At 74.4% G+C, this 18381-nt stretch carries 1 protein-coding gene; it reads right to left on the bottom strand.

The genetic code is table 11. From position 1 onward, the window contains the following. Positions 1-35 precede the first annotated feature (35 nt). Positions 36-18377 carry a hypothetical protein gene (locus RLT58_RS05700; RefSeq protein WP_311309286.1) on the bottom strand — a complete coding sequence of 6114 codons (18342 nt, stop codon included), beginning with the start codon at positions 18375-18377 and terminating at the stop codon, positions 36-38. Positions 18378-18381 lie beyond the last annotated feature (4 nt).

Raw genomic sequence — 18381 nt, 5'->3', positions numbered from 1 at the left:
CAGAGCGGTGCTGTGGGGCCGGGCGGAGCCGACGGTCAGTCGCCGGGCGGGGTTGTCGAGAAGCGGCGGGCGTCGAAGTACAGGATCAGCGGGGCGCCCTCCTCCGGTCCGACCTCAAGGACGTTGTCGCCGGGGCCGAGCACTCGCACTTGGCGCCCGGCCTCCCGGGCAACCAGCGCCGCCAGGGTCGCCACATAGGCCGGGGAGTCGGGGCGGGCCAGAACCAGATCGAGGCGTGCGGAGTCGTCCAGTCCGGCCTCTCCGACGCTCACCTGGCCGTTCTGGAGGATCGACTGGGCGCGCAGCGCCTCGGTGAGGGCATCGATCCCGGTCAGATCGTCAATGCTCACCAGCGTGTCGTCTTCGGGAAGGCCGGCGTTCTCCGGGGCCCGGCGTTGCGCCACGTCCGTACGCGCCCACTCACGCAAAGCGCTGTGCGGGTCGCGCGACCGGGTCCACGCGGGGGCGTCGCCCGAGGCGGTGAGCAGCCGGGACAACGCGGCCACGAACGAGTCCGGACGCTCACCCCGGGGTATGGGCGGTACGCCGCCCATGTCCTCGGCGTTCTCGTCGTCGTTGTCCTCCTCCGAGTCCGATGAGTCGGACTCCTCCGTCACCCGTGGCGGCGCCGGCCGGCTCGTGAGGATCGGCCAGCCCGCCGGTATGCGGGCGAACGAGCCCGTCGGGAGCTGCACTGTGCCGTCGCCCGCCGCCGCGCGCTCCGCCTCCAGGAGGGTGACCAGGTCGGTCAGGTCGTTCTGGGCGTTGCGTTGCAGGCCGGCCTGGCGGGCCTGTTCGGTGAGGGCATCACCTACCCGGAGTTCGAGACCGTCGACCGCCTGCTGGGCTGTGTCGAGTGCGGCGATCGCGGCGTTACGGCGTTCGGCTGCCGTGGTCAGGGTGTCTTGGGCGGTGCGGTCGGCCCGTGACGCCGCCGCGGCCGCGTCGCGGGCGCGGGCCAGGACGTCGGCTGCGGTGTCAGCCGCGCCGCGGGCCATGAGACGGCGGCGGGCGGCGTCCTCGGCGGCGTGCCGGGCGGCGTCGGCGGTCCGCTCGGCCGCCCCGGCCGCCGTCCTGGCCGTCTCCAGCGCTGCACGGGCGATGTCCCGGCGGGTCGTACGGCGGGCGACCGACTCGATGGAGCCGCCTTCCCTGCTCGATCTGCCGGACCTGGACCCGCCACGCTCGGCCGCTTCTGCTGCTACTTCCCGCAGGCTGCGTTCCGTCGCATCCAGACGCTCCCGCGCGGCGCGGACTGCCTCGCGGGCCTCCTCCGCGTCCCGTGTCGCCGCCGTCGCGCGTGACCGGCGTTCTTGGGTTTCGGCCGTCAGCTCCCTGACGCGAGTGCGCCGCTCCTGGTCGGTGCGCTCGGCGGCGCTGACCGCGCGTTCGGCGGCCGTGAGGGCGTTCCGGGCGTCCTGTGCGACGGCGCGGGCGTTGCTCAGGTCACGCTCCGCACGGGCCACCGGCGGGCGCGCCTCGTCCAGCGCCCGGCGCACGCCGGGAAGTTCGGCCTGGAGGGCCGCCTCCTCGGCGCGGGCCGTCTCCTCCGCGTGCGCCGCCGCGTCGAGCGTGCCGACCTGCTCCCGGACGGCCGCCCAGCCGGCGCCGTGCTCCTCCGGGCCGGCCGGCTCCGGTTCGCCGTCGGCGTCGAAGCGGCGGAAGCGCACGCCCTCGTCGTCGCGCAGCGCCAGCTCGACCGGCCGGTGCAGCAGTGCTGCCGCGCCGGCGGCGGCGTACAGCGCGCGGGCCGTCTGCCCGGGACCGCCGTCCACGGCCAGCCATATCTGCACGCCCTCCACGGCCGCCCCGTCGTCCGCCCGGACGCCGTCCGCCAGCAGCGGCGGCAGGTCGCGCAGCGGCACCGTACGCCAGTCGCGCAGTACGGCGTCGGCGACGGCACCGGCCGGGGCGCCCGCCGCGTGGGCGCGGGCGTCGGCGGCCACCCGCACCAGGGCGGCACCGTCGAACGTCCCGGCGTCGGTGCGGGCGCCGGTCACACCGAGGCCCAGCAGATCGCGCTCCAGGGGGCGCATCCGCACCGTGCCCGTCACATACCGCACGCCGCCCGGGCCGTGCACCGTGATCAGCGCGTCGGCGAGGATCTCGTGGCTGCGGGTGCCGCGCGAGCCCTCCGGGGCGCTGGTGTTGCCGTGCTTGAGCCAGTCCCGGCGGGTGCCGCTCACGGCGGCGCCGGGGCCGGGGGCCTGCGGCTGGCGGGCCAGCACCGGGACGGTGAAGTTGACGATCTGCCGGTTGTCGTCGGTGGCGGCGAGCCCGCCCTGTGCCGCGAGTCCGGCGGTGACACCCGCCTGCGAGGAGGACGCCGCGCCGTACGTGCTCAGCCGCAGCCGGTCCACCGTCACGTCCCCCGTGTCGGTGACCGGGCGCGGCCTGTACAGCTCCACCGTGAGGCGGGGCGGGGTGCCAGGCGCGCCCTGGAAGGGGTAGGCGCCCGGCATCGTCGTGACCGGGCCCGCCGGACCGCGCGGGTGGTCCAGCGAGAGCGTGCCGGACTGGATCAGCTCGCCCACGCGCACGGCCGTGGCGTCCGCCGATCCGGAGGTGGTCAGGGAACGCCAGGAGCGGGTCAGCCCCGGGTCCACCTCGCCCAGCGCCGCGGCCAGTTCCGCGCCGCCGTCGAAGGCGTACACGGGGGCCGGGCCGTGCGGCACGAAGCGGTCCCCGGCGACCGCGGGCCGCGCGGTGTGCAGGGCCACCGGCAACGGCGCGGGCGCGGGGGCCTGTTCGCCGGTCTCGCTGCCGGTGAACCGGAGCGCGGCGGCGGTGTGCACGGTGGTGGTCCGCGTCGGCCGGCCGCCGAAGAGGTGCGCGATGCGGTCGGCGAGCGTGGCGTCCGCCCCGGTGAGGCTCAGCACGCCGTGCTGGAACAGGCTGCCCGGCAGGTCGAGCAGCCACTGCGCGGCCGGGGTGGACCGCACCTCGGCGACCACCCGGTACGGCACGCCCTCGAAGTCGGCGGCGTTGTCGGTGCGCTGCCAGAAGCGGTCCTCGGCGGAGCGGGTGACGCGCGCCGCGTTGCCACGGGTCGTGTCGGCGCTGAGCAGCGCGCCCGCCCGGTCGGTGCGCGGGCCGCCGGTGGGCCGCGGGAAGCGCGACTGGAGCTGGACGAACCCGGCGTGCCGCACACTGCGCGCCGTCCGGTCGGTCACCGAGGAGGGCACATGGCCGAGGAACTGTTCGATGCCCGAGCCCGCCGCCGCTGGGTGCCCGCGCAGCGCACGCAGCGCGTGGTCGTCGGCGTCCGGCTCGGTGCGCAGCGTCACCTCGACCAACTGGGCGCCGCCGTAGCCGAGATAGCGGAACCGGAAGCGCTGCACATGGCCGGGGCCGCGACCGGCGAGGGTGCGCAGGCCGGCCGTCGAGGACAGGTCCGCGACACGGGTCGCCACGCCCGGCAGGTGGGAGGAGTGGCCGGGCCGGGTGATGCCGGGCGCCTCCTCCTCGATCAGCGCGAGGAGCCGTTGCCGCAGCACGTCGGGGCGCTGCACGGTGCGCGTCGCGTCGGTGAACTCGTCCACCGCGAGCACGCTGCCCAGACCCACCTCACGGGAGGCCGTGAAGCGGCGCGGCAGCGGCACCGAGCCCACCGCCGGGCCCGGCACGGCAAGACCGGGCACGCCCGCGAACCACGCGGCGTGCCGCCGGATCTGCGCCGGAGTGGCCAGGAAGCGCACCCCGTCCGTCAGGTCCAGCGCCACCGTCACCGCGCGGCCCTCGCCCTGCCCGAACGCGTTGCCGACGACGTTGCGGCGGCCCCGGCGGAACGTCACCAGCAGCGTCGCGTCGGCGGTGATCCGGTGCTGGGTGCCGCTCTCGGTGGCGGTGCGGTAGGAGGTCGTCGTGGAGCCCAGCGCCCGCGACCGCTCGCTCCGGGCGGTACGGGTGTAACGGCCCGACGGGTTCAGCGTGCCCGGCCGGGACGCCGGCGGCGCGCTCTCCTCTTCACCGGTGCGGTCGGCACGGGTCAGCAGGACATCGTCGAAGTCGTTGCCCGCCGCCTGGTCGGCAGTCGGAGTCTGGCTCGACGACGTGTTGCGGACCGCGCGGAAGCCGCCGGCCCACTGCGAGGTGCCTGCCGCGCCCCGCTGCTGCGCCGCTCCGTCGGTGGCGCTCAGACCGGTCTCGAAGTACTGCGCGAAACCGTCCGTCGCCCTCGGCCGCCGCAGCACGCCGCGGATCTCGACCGAAAGCACCTCGTCCGAGGCGAGCCCCGGCAGCGTCAGCCCCTCGACCACGTAGGCGCCCTTGAACACCTGGTGCCCCCGGGCCAGGAGCGCGGCGGGGCTGCGCGCGGCAGCCAGCATCTCCGCCGCCACCGTCGTCGGATCGGTGGCCGCCGCGCCCGCCAGCGACTCGCCCAGCGCCCGGCCCGCCCGCGCCACCGGACGGGGGGTGCGCCCGGCGACCGCGTCGCGCACGTCGTCCAGCAGGCCGCGCGCCGGATGCCCCGGATAGGTGTTGCCGAGCACCGCGCGGAACGCCGAGTCCAGGGCGGCGGACGCCAGGAACACCTCCATGATCGCGTCGTCCGGCAGCAGCACCGTGTCCGGCAGCGCGGCACCGTCCTCGTCGGTGAGGTCGAGCAGGGCCCGGTCGGCGTCGGTGGCAGCCCGCAGTACGGGTGCCGGGGGAGCCGCCGGCACCGGTGCCTCGGCGGGAAGCGTGCGGTGCGTCGGCACCGAAAGACGCAGCGCGCCCGGCACCCGGTCCGGCGGCGGGCCCGGCGGCCCGGCGGGCGGGGCACCGTGCGGAACGAACGGCACCGCCACCGTCTCGTGCGCGAAACGCACCGATGGCTGCCCACCAGGGCCCTCGTACAGGTCCAGCGCGAGGTCGGCCGGCACGTCGAAGACCTCGCTGCGCTGCCCGGCTCCGCTGCCGATGAACAACTGGTCGTGTCCGACGCCCAGGTGCACGCTGTTGTCGTGCCGCACCTGGTTGCCGCGTACATAGTCGCCGCTGCCGCCCAGCGTCCACGAGCCCTTCGGCAGCCCGAACGAGCCGCCACCGCCGTACGAGAGCCCGTACGACGAACCGCGGTGGTCGGCGCCCGCGGCCGACAGCGACGCCACGCCCATGCCCTGCACGTCCGGCAGCACCCGGCTGTGCACGCTGTCACCGTCGCCGCGCACCGCGCTGAGCACCAGTCGCACCCGCCGCGTCCCGGTCGCGGTCGGGATCTCCAGGAACAGCGAGTGGCCACCGTCCAGCATGGCGTCCGCGGCGGCCCGCTGCCCGACCTCCGAACGGCCCTGTTCGAACCGGCGCAGATTGTTCAACTGCGCCTGCACCAGGGCTTCGTCGGGCAGCACCCGGTTGCGCATTGGTATATCGCCGGGCAGGAAGCCCTCCCGCCGCAGCCAGTTCTCGGCGTGTACGAAGAGCGGCGCGGCGCCGTCCATTGCCAGCGGCGTCGCCGTCGTACCGACCGAACGCAGGTGCTCCAGCTCCGCCGGCAGCCGTCGCAGCTCGTCCGCCGCCGGCGCGTGCCCGTTGGCGTCCTCGGCGGTCAGCAGCCGCAGATGCATGCCGCGCGGCCAGGCGTCCGGTGTGAACTCGCGCCGGCCGCCGCCCGGCAGATGCAGCACCAGCGTGTGCCGCACCTCGGCCGGGGCCAGCAGATGGCTGCGGTTGGTGCGCACCGCGTGCATCAGCGCCGTACTGCCGCTCTGCACCAGTTCCTCGTGCGTGCCCGCCTGCACGGACGCCCGTCCCAGCACACCGCCACCGGGCCGGTGCGAGGCGTTCGGATGCCCCTGCGACCGGTCCGCGGTGAGCGCCGGTCCGACGCTCCCGGACAGGGAGAGCCCGCTGCTGAACCGGGACTGGGAGTCCAGTTTGACCACCTGGGTCAGATGGCTCTCCAGGTTGATCTTCCCGGCTACGCTGCGCCGCAGCGGTTCACCCACAACGACCTCGGTGCGCAACTGGAACATGCCCAGGGCGCGCCCCGAGGAGTCGAGCAGCACCGGCGAGAACACACCCCGGTCCCGCTGCATCGGCAGGGTGCCCCGCAGTAGCGGCTCCGACAGGAACGTCTCCAGCTCCGCCGCCGAGTCCTCGTCCAGCGCGCTCAGCTCGGTGCCGAAGAAGCCCAGCGCCTCCGCGAGCAGCCGCTGCGGCTCGGCGACCGTGTCCACGCCCCACACCGGCAGGTCGTCCAGACCGGCCGCCTCCGGCAGCTCCTCCGCCTCGTCCCGCGCCAGGTGCTGCGGGAACCAGAACGTCACCGGCCCGTGCGCCTGCGGCGGTCCCCAGGTGACCGGCGGCGCCAGCCTCGGCGCGTCCACCCGCACCTCCCACGAGGCCGTGAAGTCGTACGGCTCCGAGGGCTCGTTGCTGCGCTGCGCCGACGTCGTCTGCACCACCGTCGTCACCGACGACGTCGAGGACAGCTGGTTCAGCGTCATCGCCAGCGTCAGCGCCACATCGACCCCTCGCACCGGGATCGCCCGCGTCACCGGGAACAGGCCCGTCCACGGCAGCAGCAGGGTGCGGATCGTGCCCGACGCCTCTGCGGACACCGACTCCTGGGTGCCGATGCCGCGCCGCTCCACGCGCACGTCCCGCTCGGCGCCCTCCGTCCGCCCGTACCGGGCCGACGCCACCGGGTCCGACAGCCGCATCCGTACGTCCACGGTCCGGTCGCGGCCGTCCACCCGGACGGTGAACCGGAAGCCCAGACTGCCGCGCACATACGGCAGGTTGAGGATCAGCTGCTCACCGCTCGCCACCGCCCGGAGCTGTTCCCGCACCGGGTGCGTGTCCGGGGCGTGCGCGAGCCCCAGGGCGCCCATCACCTGCCGTTGCAGCCCCTCCACCACCGCCGGTGGCAGCGGCTCCAGATACACCAGGCCCACATTGCCGTCGAGTTGGGCGCCGTAGGCGAGCACATAGGTGGAGGAGGGTGCGGGCACCGGTGCCCGGGAGGTCGGCCAGGAGGGGGCTTCGGTGGCCGGGATGGGGGCGGTGTCGGGGTCGGTGGGGGTGTCGGTGTCCGTCTGCGTGTGGTTGTGGAGCCGGGGCCCGGAGTCGGTGACGTTCTCGATGGTGGCGAGGTAGCGGTGGGGGAGCGGCGCGGGGGTTTCGACGGTGGCCATGAGGCCGTCGGTGTGGACGGCCGTGGCGTCGGGGTGGTTGCGGAAGAGGAAGTCGTTGTCGCGCTGTTCGTCGGGCAGGCCGAGGTAGTGCAGGAGCTCGTGCAGGAGCTGGCTGTCGGTGTGGTTGAGGTCGAAGTGCGTCTGGTCGGGCCGTTCGGGGGCGTCCGTGTGCGTGAGAGCGATGGCTTCCGGGTGGTCCGGGCTGTCGACGAGGTTGACGTTGACGTGGAGCTGGTCGCCCGAAGTGGGTAGCGCGTAGCCGGTGTTGAGGTGGCGGTCCACGAGTCGGCCGAGGCGCTCCGCGAGCCGGGCGGTGTGCTGGGCGTTGGCGGCGTTGACGGGGAGGCTGAGGGTGTAGTCGCGTACCCACTGGCCCTCCGGGGCCTGGATACGGCGGACCTGGGCGCGGATGAGGGTGGTGGCACCGGAGAGGAGCCCGGGCCGGGGGGCGTCGGCGGTGGGGTCGGCGTGCGGGTCGAAGCGCTCGGTGCGGAGGGTGGCGGGGCGTGCGTGCGGGCGGAGATGGTGCCAGCTGCCGGGGTGCGCGGGCCGGGCGACCCGGGGTGCGGGCCGGTCGTCGCGGGGATCGCGGCGGGGCGCGGGGCGGCGGCGTCCGGCGGACCGGATGCTGGGCGCGTCCTGCGGGCCGCGCGGCGCACTGGACGTCGGGAGCGCGGTGAGCGGGGCCGCGTCGCTGGCCGTGTAGTGGTTGAGCCCCCAGTAGTGGACCTCCAGGATCCGGCCCGCGGTGGGTGAGCCGACGCGGGTCACCGTGCCGAGGCCGCTCGTGGGGTCGGGCCGCAGCACCTCCACCGTGACACCGAGGGTGTCGGCGAGCAGCGGCAGGAACATCTCGCCCTGGTCGCTCTGCCAGGCGCCGGACCAGTTCCGCACCGCGGCGAGGGCGTGGTTCAGCTCCTCCTCCGTGAAGGGGACGGCGCTCTCGGTGTAGGCGGAGTCGATGACCTGACGGAGCTGGGCGTCGTCCAGTTCGGCGAGGGAGGGCAGCCGGCCGGTGTCGCGCAGGTGGTTGAACATCTGGATGACACCGGGATCGGCCGGGCGGTCGGTCACCCCGTCCTCGGTCAGCGCGGCGTCGAAGCGGGCGTTGAGGTCGTTCAGCTCCTCAGGCCGGCGCACTCCCTCGATGCCGTAGCGCCGGGCGGTGGCGAGGAGCTGGGAGCGGTTCATGGCGGCCGTGTCCCGGGTGAAGCGCGGTGCCAGCGTCTGCCGGACCTGGCCCACCACGTCCTGCGGCAACGGCCGTCCGCCCCGGTCCGCGTCGAGCAGCCGCTGTTCGGCCGCCGAACGGAGGTGGTCGGCGGCGATCAGCAGATGGTTGCGCGCCTGCTGGGCCGCAGGGGAGGTGTCGCCGCGGGCGGCCAGGCTCAGACCGGCGCGCACGTCGCCGGTGCGGCCCAGCCAGGCGTATGTCTCCGGGGCCTGGGTGCTCAGTGCGGGCACCCGCTCGCGCACGCGATGCGGGTCGGTGCCGATGAAGGTGTAGAGGATGCAGCGGCCGTCGCCGATCGTGGGCACGGTGTTGCCGCGAGGCGCACGCACCTGGAACGGCTCGGAGGGGGGTGGCGGGGGGGCCGTGCTCTCCGGGTCGGGGTCCGGGTCCGGGTCCGGGTCGGCGTCGGGTTCGGAGCGGGTGTCGCTGTCCTCGCCGTGCTCGGAGGTGCCCTCGCTCTTGGGCGGGGCCGGAGGCGCCGGGTCCGGCACGGTGAGCGCGGTCTCCACCTCGGACGGGTCGTCACGGTCGTCGGAGCGGTGGTCCGAGGCGACCGAGGCGGTGGAGTCCGGCGCGGCGTCGGAATCGGTGTCGTCCCCGGTGGCAGGGGTGTTGCCGGTGGACGGGGCGGCCGTCCTCGGCAGCCCGGAGCCCGGCGGGTGCGGGGCCATGGCGGACAAGGACGACCGCGAGGACGCCACCGCCGCAGGCCCGTTCGCCAGGACCGGCCCCGCCGCCGTGGGCAGGGCACTCTCCGCATCGGCGCGCCGGGTGGCGGCGTCGTCGCGGCGGCCGAGGATGTCGTCCAGCGCACGGTCGATCTCGCGGAGGCTCAGCTCGGCCCGGTCGTGCGACTCCTGCGCGTCCTGGCGGGCCAGGCCGGTGTCGTCGGCGTGGCCGCGCGCCGTGTCGGCGTCGGAGCGCAGGTCGCGTGCGGTGTCGCGGAGGTTTGGGAGCTGGGCTTCGAGCTCCTTGAGGGCCGCCTCGTCCCGGGCGAGGGAGGCCTCGGACTGCCGGAGGTTCGTCCGGTCGAGCGCCACCTTCTCGCGGACGCCGTCCAGTTCGCCGTCGATCCGGTCGACCTCGGCGGTCGCGGTGTCGATCCGCTCGGTGAGCCGCGGGTCGACGGCCGGGGGCGTCGCGGGGGCGGTCGTGGGCGTCACCGAGGGGCCGGTCCCGGTGGCTGGGTCCGGCGCGGGTGGCGCGGCGGCGGCCTCGTTCAGGGCGTCGAGCCGGGCCTGCGCCGCCTCCAGATCGGCTTCGAGACGCGTCTCCCGGCGCCCGTCCTCGGTGAGGGATTCGGTGAGCGTGTCGATCGTGCCGCGCGTGTCGGCGATGTCCGTGGTCAGCTTGTCGATCCGGCTTTCGAGGTCGCGGACGTCCTGCTCGGCCCCGTCGGCCCCGGTCTCCGCCGAGGTGGCCGCCCGGTCGGCGTCGTCGGCAGCCTTACGCGCGTCGTTCAGCGCCGTGACCGCGTCGCGCAGGTCGTCCACCGCGTCCGTCCGCAGGTTCCGCATCCCGGTCTCGTCGGCGAGGGCCTGCGCGTGGTCGCCGTGGGCGCGGTGCAGATCGTCCGCGACGGTCTCGAATCCGGACCAGGCGCGGTCCAGCGCCGGATCGCCGAGGGGCGGCGTGCTCTCCGTGCCCGGCGCCTTTGAAGGGGCGGTCCTCAGGGCACCGTCCGGGCCGAATGACCAGAACCGCAGTCCCTCCGGCCCACGCGTCACCAGCTCCACCGGACGCCCGGTCAGCCGGGCCGTACGGGACGAGCCGTACAGCGCGAGGGCGAGCCGGGAGCCGTCCGGGTCCGTGCCGGTCGCCAGCCAGAACTGGTAGCCGTCGTCGTCCGGATCGACCCCGGCGATCAGGGCGTCCGGCAGGTCGCGCGGTGGTGTGGACGCCCACTGCCTCGGCGCGGTGCCGGTCTGCGAGGCCAGCAGCGCGGGCAGGTCGTAGACACGCGGGAGGGGCCGGGGCGGGGTGATGCCGTGGCCCAGCGCGTCGCGCTCCTCGACGCGGAGGGTGGCCGTACCGGTGACGTGCCGCACCCCCTCGGGGCCGCTGACCTGGATGTGCACGTCCGCCTGGACCTCGTACCCACGCGTTCCGCGCCCGTCGGCCGGGGCACTGGTGCTGCCGGTCTTCAGCCACTCGCGGCGCCCGCCCGAGACGTTGCCGCCGAAGTCGCCGGGGTCGATGGGCCGTTGCAGTACGGGCGGAGTGGCGCCGACCAGATTGCGGTCGGGGTCGTCGGCGCTCAGCACGAACGGCAGGGACAGACCGAGGCCCGTGTCGTTGCCGGACACCGTGCCCGAGGTGTCGGTGACGATACGCAGCCGGTCCACGGCGACGTCGCTGCTTTCGGTCACCACGCGGGGCCGGTACAGGGACACCGTCAGGGTGGGCCCCTCCGGGGAGTCCAGGAGCGGGAAGGCACCCGGCATGGTCGGCAGCATCCCGCCGACCTGACGTGGGTTGTCCAGGGTGATCGAACCGGCCTGCAGCAGCTCCCCGAGGCGCACCGAGGCGTTCTCGTCGGAGGTGGACGCGGGCTGCGCGCGCCAGCCGCTGCCGGTGGCCGGCGCCACCTGGTCGAGGGCCGTGTAGAGCTGGTCCCAGGCGTTGAATCCGTACACCGGGACGTTGCCGTTCGGGTGGAACAGCCCGTCGTCGCGCAGCGCGGGCTGCCCGTGCGGAGCCGGACGCGGGTCGACCCGGGACACCGAGACGGGGACCGGCAGCGGGTTGCCGCCGCGCGGTGCGGCCGTCTCGCCGCCCGCGAACCGCAGGCTGACGTGGGCCGGGACCCGGGTCCGGCCGCCGATCTCGCCGGCCAGGGTGCGGCTGATCCAGTTCCGGGTCGGCGCGTCGGCGTCGTTCCAGGCGATGAAGCCGCGCTGCACCAGCGCGCCCACCACGTTCGGCGGCCAGTCCGTCACCCACGTGGAGCGGACGGTGGCGACCAGTTCGTAATCCAGGCCGTCGAAGTCGGCGGCGTTGTCGGTGCGCAGCCAGAACCGGTCCTCGGCGGTGCGGCCCCGCTTGCCGGTCTTGACACTGGCCGACGTCCACTGGGCGGAGGGGCCGAGCCGGTCGGTGCGGTCGTCCGCGTCGGGCCGGGTGAAGCGGGCCGTCGGATTGACGGTGACCCGGTGCTGGCGGCTCACCGTGGCCGTCGTGGACCGGCCTGCCGGGGTCTGCGACGTCCAGCTCTCCAGCCCCGACTTGTCGCCGGGGACGGCGATGCCGCGGCGCGCGCCCCGGTTCGCGGCGGTGGTCGTGGGCCGGGCCGAGAACGTCACCTCGACCAGCGCCGCGCCGCCGAACCGGTGGTGCCGGAAGCCGAACCGGGCCTGTCCGCCGCCGCGTCCGATCAGCGCGCGCTTGCCCGCGGTGCTCGTCTGGTCGGCGATCAGGGCCGCGACGCCGGGCAGGTAGGAGGCGTGGCCGGGGGTGGTCACGCCGGGTGCGTAGCGGTCGAGGAGGCCGCGCACCTCGTTCTGGAACCGCTGGCGCTGCGCGGTGCCCGGCCGGCCGCTCGGGCTCAGCTCGGTGACCGAGGTGACCGCGGCCAGGCCCAGCGTGCCGTCCCGCACATAGCGGCTGGGCAGCGGCGGGCTCGCCAGACCGGTGGGCGGCACGTCGGCGGGCAGCCCCTCGACACCGCCCATCCATGGCCGGTCGCGGCGCAACTGGCTGTCGGTCATCAGGAATTGCAGACCCTGCGGCACATCCACGGCGAGCTGGACGGTCTGTCCGTGGGTGTAGCCGACGAAGTTAGCGAACGCGTTGCGGTGCCCGGAGCGGACGGTGATGACATAGGTGAGGTCGGCCGTCACACGGTGCTGGAGGCCCGACTGGGTCGGCACCCGGTTGGTCGTCGTCGTGCTGATCGAGGTATCGGACTTGTCCGTCTTGCGGTCGTACTGGTAGCGCCCGGACGGGTTGAAGCGGGACGGCTGCCGGGTCTCGGACGTGCTGGGCTGCGGTGCGGAGGTGGCGCCGTCCTGCTGCGGGTCCGGCACCGGGGCGGTGGCGGGTGCGGGCGCCTTCGGGTTGTTCTGCGTCGCTGTGCCCGCCAGCCCGAACTGGTGCGTCTTGCCGAGGCCCTTGAGCTGCTGCGCCGAGTCGGCGGCGGAGACGTCCGACTCCAGGTACTGGCTCGTGCCGGACGTCAGCCGCGGGTGGTGCGCGACGGCCTGGACCTCCACGGAGAGCTGCCCGTCGGCGCCGAGACCCGGCAGGGTCAGACCCTCCACCACATAGCTGCCGTCGAGTATCTGCTGGGCGCGGGCGACCAGCGAACCGGGCGACAGCGCCGCGGTCCGGGACTCGGCGGCCACCGTGGTGGGGTCGGCGAACGGGTTGCCGGTGAGCGAGCTGCCGAGGAACCCGGTGAAGCGGCCCAGCAGCGAGGGCGCCGGGGTGAGGGAGACCGGAGCGGGGGCCGGAGCGGGGGTGCCGGTGGTGGGCGCCGTGCCGGTGGCGATGTGCTGGAAGGCGTCCTGGAGGGCCGCCGAACCCCGCATCACGTCCACCAGGGCGTCGTCCGGGACCCGCACCACGTCCGGCCGCGGCCTCCCGGTGCCGTCCGTCAGCGCCAGCCGGTCCCGGTCGAGCCGCGAGACCGGGCGTACGGTGAACGGCTCGCCGGCCGGCGCCGGGGGCGGGGCGTCCAGGGTGCGGCCGTGCGGCACGCCCAGCCGGACCGTGCCCGGCACTCCCGCCGGTACGGTGCCCGGCGCGGACTCCAGGTCACCGGGCGGGTGCGGCCGGGGCTCCGGGGTGCCGAAGCGGACCCGCGGACCGGGGCCCGTGCCCTCGTACAGATCGAGCGTGAGACGGGCGGGAACGTCGAACTCGTGGGCGTCCTGGCCCGAGCTGATGAAGAACTGGTCCTGTCCGACCGTCGTCGAGGTGGTGTTGCCGAGCGAGGCGTTGCCGACGTACTGATAGTCGCCGGTGCCGCTCAGCGTCCAGGCGCCGTTCGGCGTGGGGACACCGGGGCCGCCGCCGAAGCCGAGGCCGCCGCTGTAGCTGTTGCCGAGCCTGCCGTTGCCGCCTGCCGTCGACGACGACACGCTGATGACGGCGACGCCGGGGAGCACCCTCCTGTGTACCGGCGGCCGGTCCCGGTCCGCGATCGCGCCGAGCACGAGCCGCACCCGGCGCCGCCCCGTCGACGAGGGCGTCTCCAGGAACAGCGAGTGGCCACCGTCCGTCATGGAGTCCGTCGCGCCCCGCAGCCCCAGCCCGGAACGCAGCTCCTGGAGCCGTCGCAGGTTGTTCAACTGCGCCTGCACCAACGTTTCGTCGGGCAGCCGGCCCCGGCGCGGGGCGCTCGCGGGAGGTGGCAGGAAGCCCTGGTCGCGCAGCCAGGCCTCGGCCTCCGCGAAGAGCGGCGCCGTGCCCTCCACGCCGAGCGGCACCGTCGACTGCCCGATCGAGTCGAGCGACGCCAGCTCGGCGGGGAGCTGCCTGGCCTCGGACTCGGTCGGCGCGTGGCCCCGGGCGTCGTCCGCGCTGAGCATGCGCAGGTCGAGGCCGTGCCGCCAGGTTCCCGGCGTGTACGAGGCGGTGCTGCCGTCCGGCCGGATCAGGGTGACGGTGTACGAGACGTCGGCCTCGGTCAGCAGATGGCTGCGGTTGGTGCGCAGCGCGTGCACGGAGGCCGCCGAGGAACTCGTACCGAAGGCGTTCTGCGCGCCGAGCTGGACGGTGCCCTTGCCGCTGAAAGTCCCGCCGATGGAGCCGGCGGCGTCCGGGTGGTCCTGCCGCGTATCACCGGTGAACGACGGGCCGATGCTGCCGGCGAAGGCGACACCGCTGTTGAACGTGGTGTTCTGGTCGTTCTTGACCGTGTTGACGAGGTGGCTCTCCAGGTTGATCTTCGCGTCGATGCTCTTGGCGACCGGCGCGGTCGGCGTGACCCGCGCGTCCAGCCGCACCATGCCGACGGCCCGGCCGTTGCCGTCCGTCAGCACCGGCGAGTACAGCCCGCCGTCGCGCTGCATCGGCAGCGTGCCCCGCAGCACCGGCTCGGAGAGGAAGTCGGCTAGCTGCGAGGAGGAGGTGGCTTCGAGGTCGGCGCGGAAGTGCGCCGCCGCGCCCTCGTACAGCCGCCGGGGGTTCAGCACCGAGTCGACGCCCCACAGCGGCAGGTCATCCAGGGCGGCCGGGGCGGGCAGCTCCTGGGTGGGGTCGGCGTCCGCGTCCACCAGGTGCTGCGGGAACCAGGCGGTGACCGGCCCGTGCTGCTGCACCCGCGACCAGCCGTTCGTGGGATCGCCGTCGGTGGAGTCGCTGTCGGGGGTCGGGGCGGTCGGCGCGGGAGCGTCCACGCGGACCTGCCAGTTGCCGGTGAAGTCGTAGGCCCGGGACGGCTCGGCGCTGCGCTGGGCGGTGGTGGTCTGCGTGACCTGGGTGACGGTGAGGGAGCCGTCCGCCTGGTTGTGCGTGAGGGTCGCGGACAGCGCCATGTCCAGCGAACGGACCGGACCCGGCGCGGTGATCGGCAGCGAACCCGTCCAGGGCACCGGGATGGTCGAGAACGTGCCGGACGGCTGCGCCGAGACATTCTCCCGGGTGCCCTGGCCGCGCCGCTCCACGTGCTTGTCGGGGTCGCTGGTGTCCAGATCGCCCTGGCGCGCGGACGGCCGCCCCCCGTCCAGGGCCAGCCGCACGTCCACGCTCCGGTCGGTGCCGTCGACGCGCAGCGTGACGCGGTGGCCGCCGAGGCTGCGCAGATACGGCAGGTGCTGGGTCATCTGCGACGCCGACAGCACGTCCCGCAACTGAGCGAGGACCGGGTCGTCGGGGTGCGGGGCGGGGCGGCTGAGGGCGGTCATCACCTGCCGGTGCACGGCGTCCACCACGTCCGGCGAGAACGGCTCCATGAGGACGAGCCCGACCTGCCCGTCGTGCCGCCGCCCGTAGCCGCCGAGGTACGAGGGGCGGGGTCCACGTCCACCGGTCTTCTCCGGGTCCGGGTCCGGGTCCGGATCGGGCAGGGGCGTGGTGTGACCCTCCGTCGTGGTCAGCGTCAGCTCCGGCACCACCGGTGGGGGCGTCGCCTCCTCGGAGGTGACGACGGGCGGGGGTGTGGTCGTGTCACCCGGGACCGGCGCGGACGTGGTGCTGATCGGGACCATCGGAATGGCTTCGGAGTCCGAGACCGGGTCGACGACGGGCGTGGCGGTGGGCGTTGCGGCGGGCGGGACGACCGGTGCCGGCGGGTCCGCGCCGAGGTTGCCGGTGACCGGCACGGGCGGCGTCGCGGCGCCGCGACGCCCACCGTCGGGGTGCGGCCGGGGGGCGTCGGCGGGGTCGCCCACCAGCGTGCCGATGAGCTGGAGGTGCCGGGGCCGCAGCCCGCCCGGCTGGTAGCCGGCCGGGTCCGACGGGTGGGCGAGGACGCCGGTGACCGGGGGCGCGTCGCCCATCAGGCTCTCGTTGCCGCCGCGGTGCGGTGCGGCCGGGTCGAGTCCGCTCTCGTCGCGCAGGCCGAGCTGGTGGCCGATTTCGTGGGCCAGCGCCGAGTCGGAGATGTCCGCCGGCCACGCGTGGTGCGTGGTGGGCACGCCGTCCGCCGGGTTGGTCAGGGTGACGTCCAGGTGCGGTGTCTGCCCTTCGACGGCCGGAACGACGGTGACGTGCAGTCGGCTGCCGTCGGGCAGACGGTGGTCCGGGGCGTTGAACACCCGCTGCACGCCCTCTTCGAGCCGCTGCCGCACCCCGTCGGCCTGCGGGCCGAGCTGCGGGTCGCCCGTGACGCGGTAGGTGACGGTGAGATCGGTGACGGGCTCGCCGCCATGCGTGAACTGCCGTACGTCGAAGGAGGAACGCACCACGTACTGCGTCGGCCTGCCGTCCGGGCCCGTGGGCCGCGACACCGGGTCCACCCAGGTGTGACTCCGCGGCGTCGGCGTCGCGCCGTCCCGCGTCTCCCCGAAACTGCCCGGCGCGTGGTGGGTCGCCGGGGCGACGGGCGGCGTCGGGGTCAGGACCACGGGCTCCGGCACGGCGTTGGCCACGGGGTCCGGTATGTCGTTCTGCACGGGGCGCGGTGCCTCGTTCCGGACCGGGTCCGGCGGCGAGTCCGAGGACGAGGTGTGCACGGGCGCCGGGCGCGAGGTGGAACCGGCGGCCGGTGCGTTGCCGGGTGTGCCGTCCGGGGCGGTTGCCTGGGGGAGACCGGTCGGCGGTGGTGTGGTGCTGCCGGTGACGATCGGCTTGGGCGCTTCGGTGAAGGGGGTGTGGGCGGTGGTGTCTCCGGTGGAATCGGGGGCGGTGATGTCACTCTCGGCGACGCTGTCGGTGTCACTGAACACGGAGTCCGTGTCCGAGTCGGTGTCGGTGTCCAGGCCGGTTCGGGCGTCCGTGTCCGTGCCGGTCGTCGTCGTGCCGCCGGGCGGCAGCGAACTCCCCGGGCGTGGCGCGCCGTTGGTGGTCGGCGGCGGCTGCTGAACGGTCTGTACCGGCGTCGGATTGCCGGTCGCCGGTCGGGCGGCCGGGACGTTGCCGTCGAAGTGCGGGGTATCGCTGTGGACGTCCACCCCGTCGATCTTGACGGGGTCGATGTGCACACCGTCGAAGTGCACGTCGGGCGGGCCGTCGGTGGTGACCTTGCCGCCGGTCACCTCCACGTCCAGGTCGGGGGACTGGGTCGGAGGCCGGACGGTGACCGGTCCGTTCCGTCCGCCGCCCGTGGGGGACGGGCCCGGTGTCGTCACACCGTCGCCCGGCCCCGGGGTGGGCGCGCCGGGACCGGGGCCTTTGCCGTCGCCGTTGCCGGGGCGGGGTGCGCCGTCCGTCGAGGAGTCGTCCGGTGTGTCCGGGAGGTGCGCGGTGTTCACGGTGGGCGGCTTGGTGAAGTTGAACTTGTTGCCCAGGGCGGACGCGCCCTGCCCCAGGTGCCGCTCGCTGACCGCGCTCAGCCCGCCGCCGAGGAAGGTCATCGGGCCCTCGACGGGGAGGTGGAAGACCGCCGCCGTGGCCAGCTCGCCCAGCGCCTCCGCGCCGCCCTCGGTGAGGAAGTGGCCGATGTCCTCACCGAACTCGTGCTTGATCCTGTCTCCGAGGCCGGGCGTGGGGGTGTGGGGCGGCTTGGGCAGCGGGACCGGATTGGGCTTCGGCGTGGGGGTCGGCTCGGGGCCGGGCTTCGGCGTCGGCCTGGGGTCCGGCTTGGGCGTCGGCTTCGGGTCCGGCCTGGGGGAGGGCCCGTCGTTGAGGTGATGGTTGTCGAACTTGTCGTTGTGAAATTTGTTGCCGTTGCCGTCGATGTTCTTGAACGGGTTGTTCCCGTGGCCCCAGAGGTCCTTGAAGTTCTTCTTCAGGTTCTTGAGGATGTCGTTGAGGAACCCGTGGAACAGTCCGGTGAACGCGCCGAAGACACCGTCCTGGACGATCTGCGACCAGTCGAAGCCGTGCGGCCGCCGCCCCTTGGGCGCGCCCAGCATCATCGCGAGGCGGACCGCGAACGTCGTGAACGCCTCTTCGATCATCTCGGAGAGGGTCGGCAGCAGATGGGTGCGCTTCATCAGCCAGTCGAGCAGCGTGAGGATCGCCACCCGGCTGCGTGCCTTGGCGACCGCCGCCTGGCTGGAGGCCGAACCGCCGGTGAAGATGGACAGCGCCATGATGATGGCCAGTTCGATCAACAGCCGGATCAGCTCGGCGATGATCTGCCACTTGGCCTCCATGATGTCCATGGAGGACTTGGTGCGCGCCTTCTCCAAGTCGTCGAGCTGGTCGGCGAAGTCCTTCAGGTAGTTCTTGCCGCCGTTGTCCAGGAACAGGTGCATGGCCTTGACGTACTGGTTGCCCACCTGCGGCGGCAGCGAGCGCCCGACGCCACCCGCGGTCTGCTCGATCAGATCCGACAGGTCCCGCACCCGCCGCCCCAGCCGCCCGTAGGGACGGCCGTTGGCGTAGGCCATGTCCTCGTCGGCCTGCAGCATTTTCTCACCGATCAGCACGAACAGGAGATTGTTCAGCTGCGGCGAAACCTGGATGCTCATCGGG

The organism is Streptomyces sp. ITFR-16, assembly GCF_031844705.1.
Classification (GTDB): Bacteria; Actinomycetota; Actinomycetes; order Streptomycetales; family Streptomycetaceae; genus Streptomyces.
Note: the sequence above shows the minus strand (reverse complement) of the source record. Positions and strands in the feature narration are given on the sequence as shown.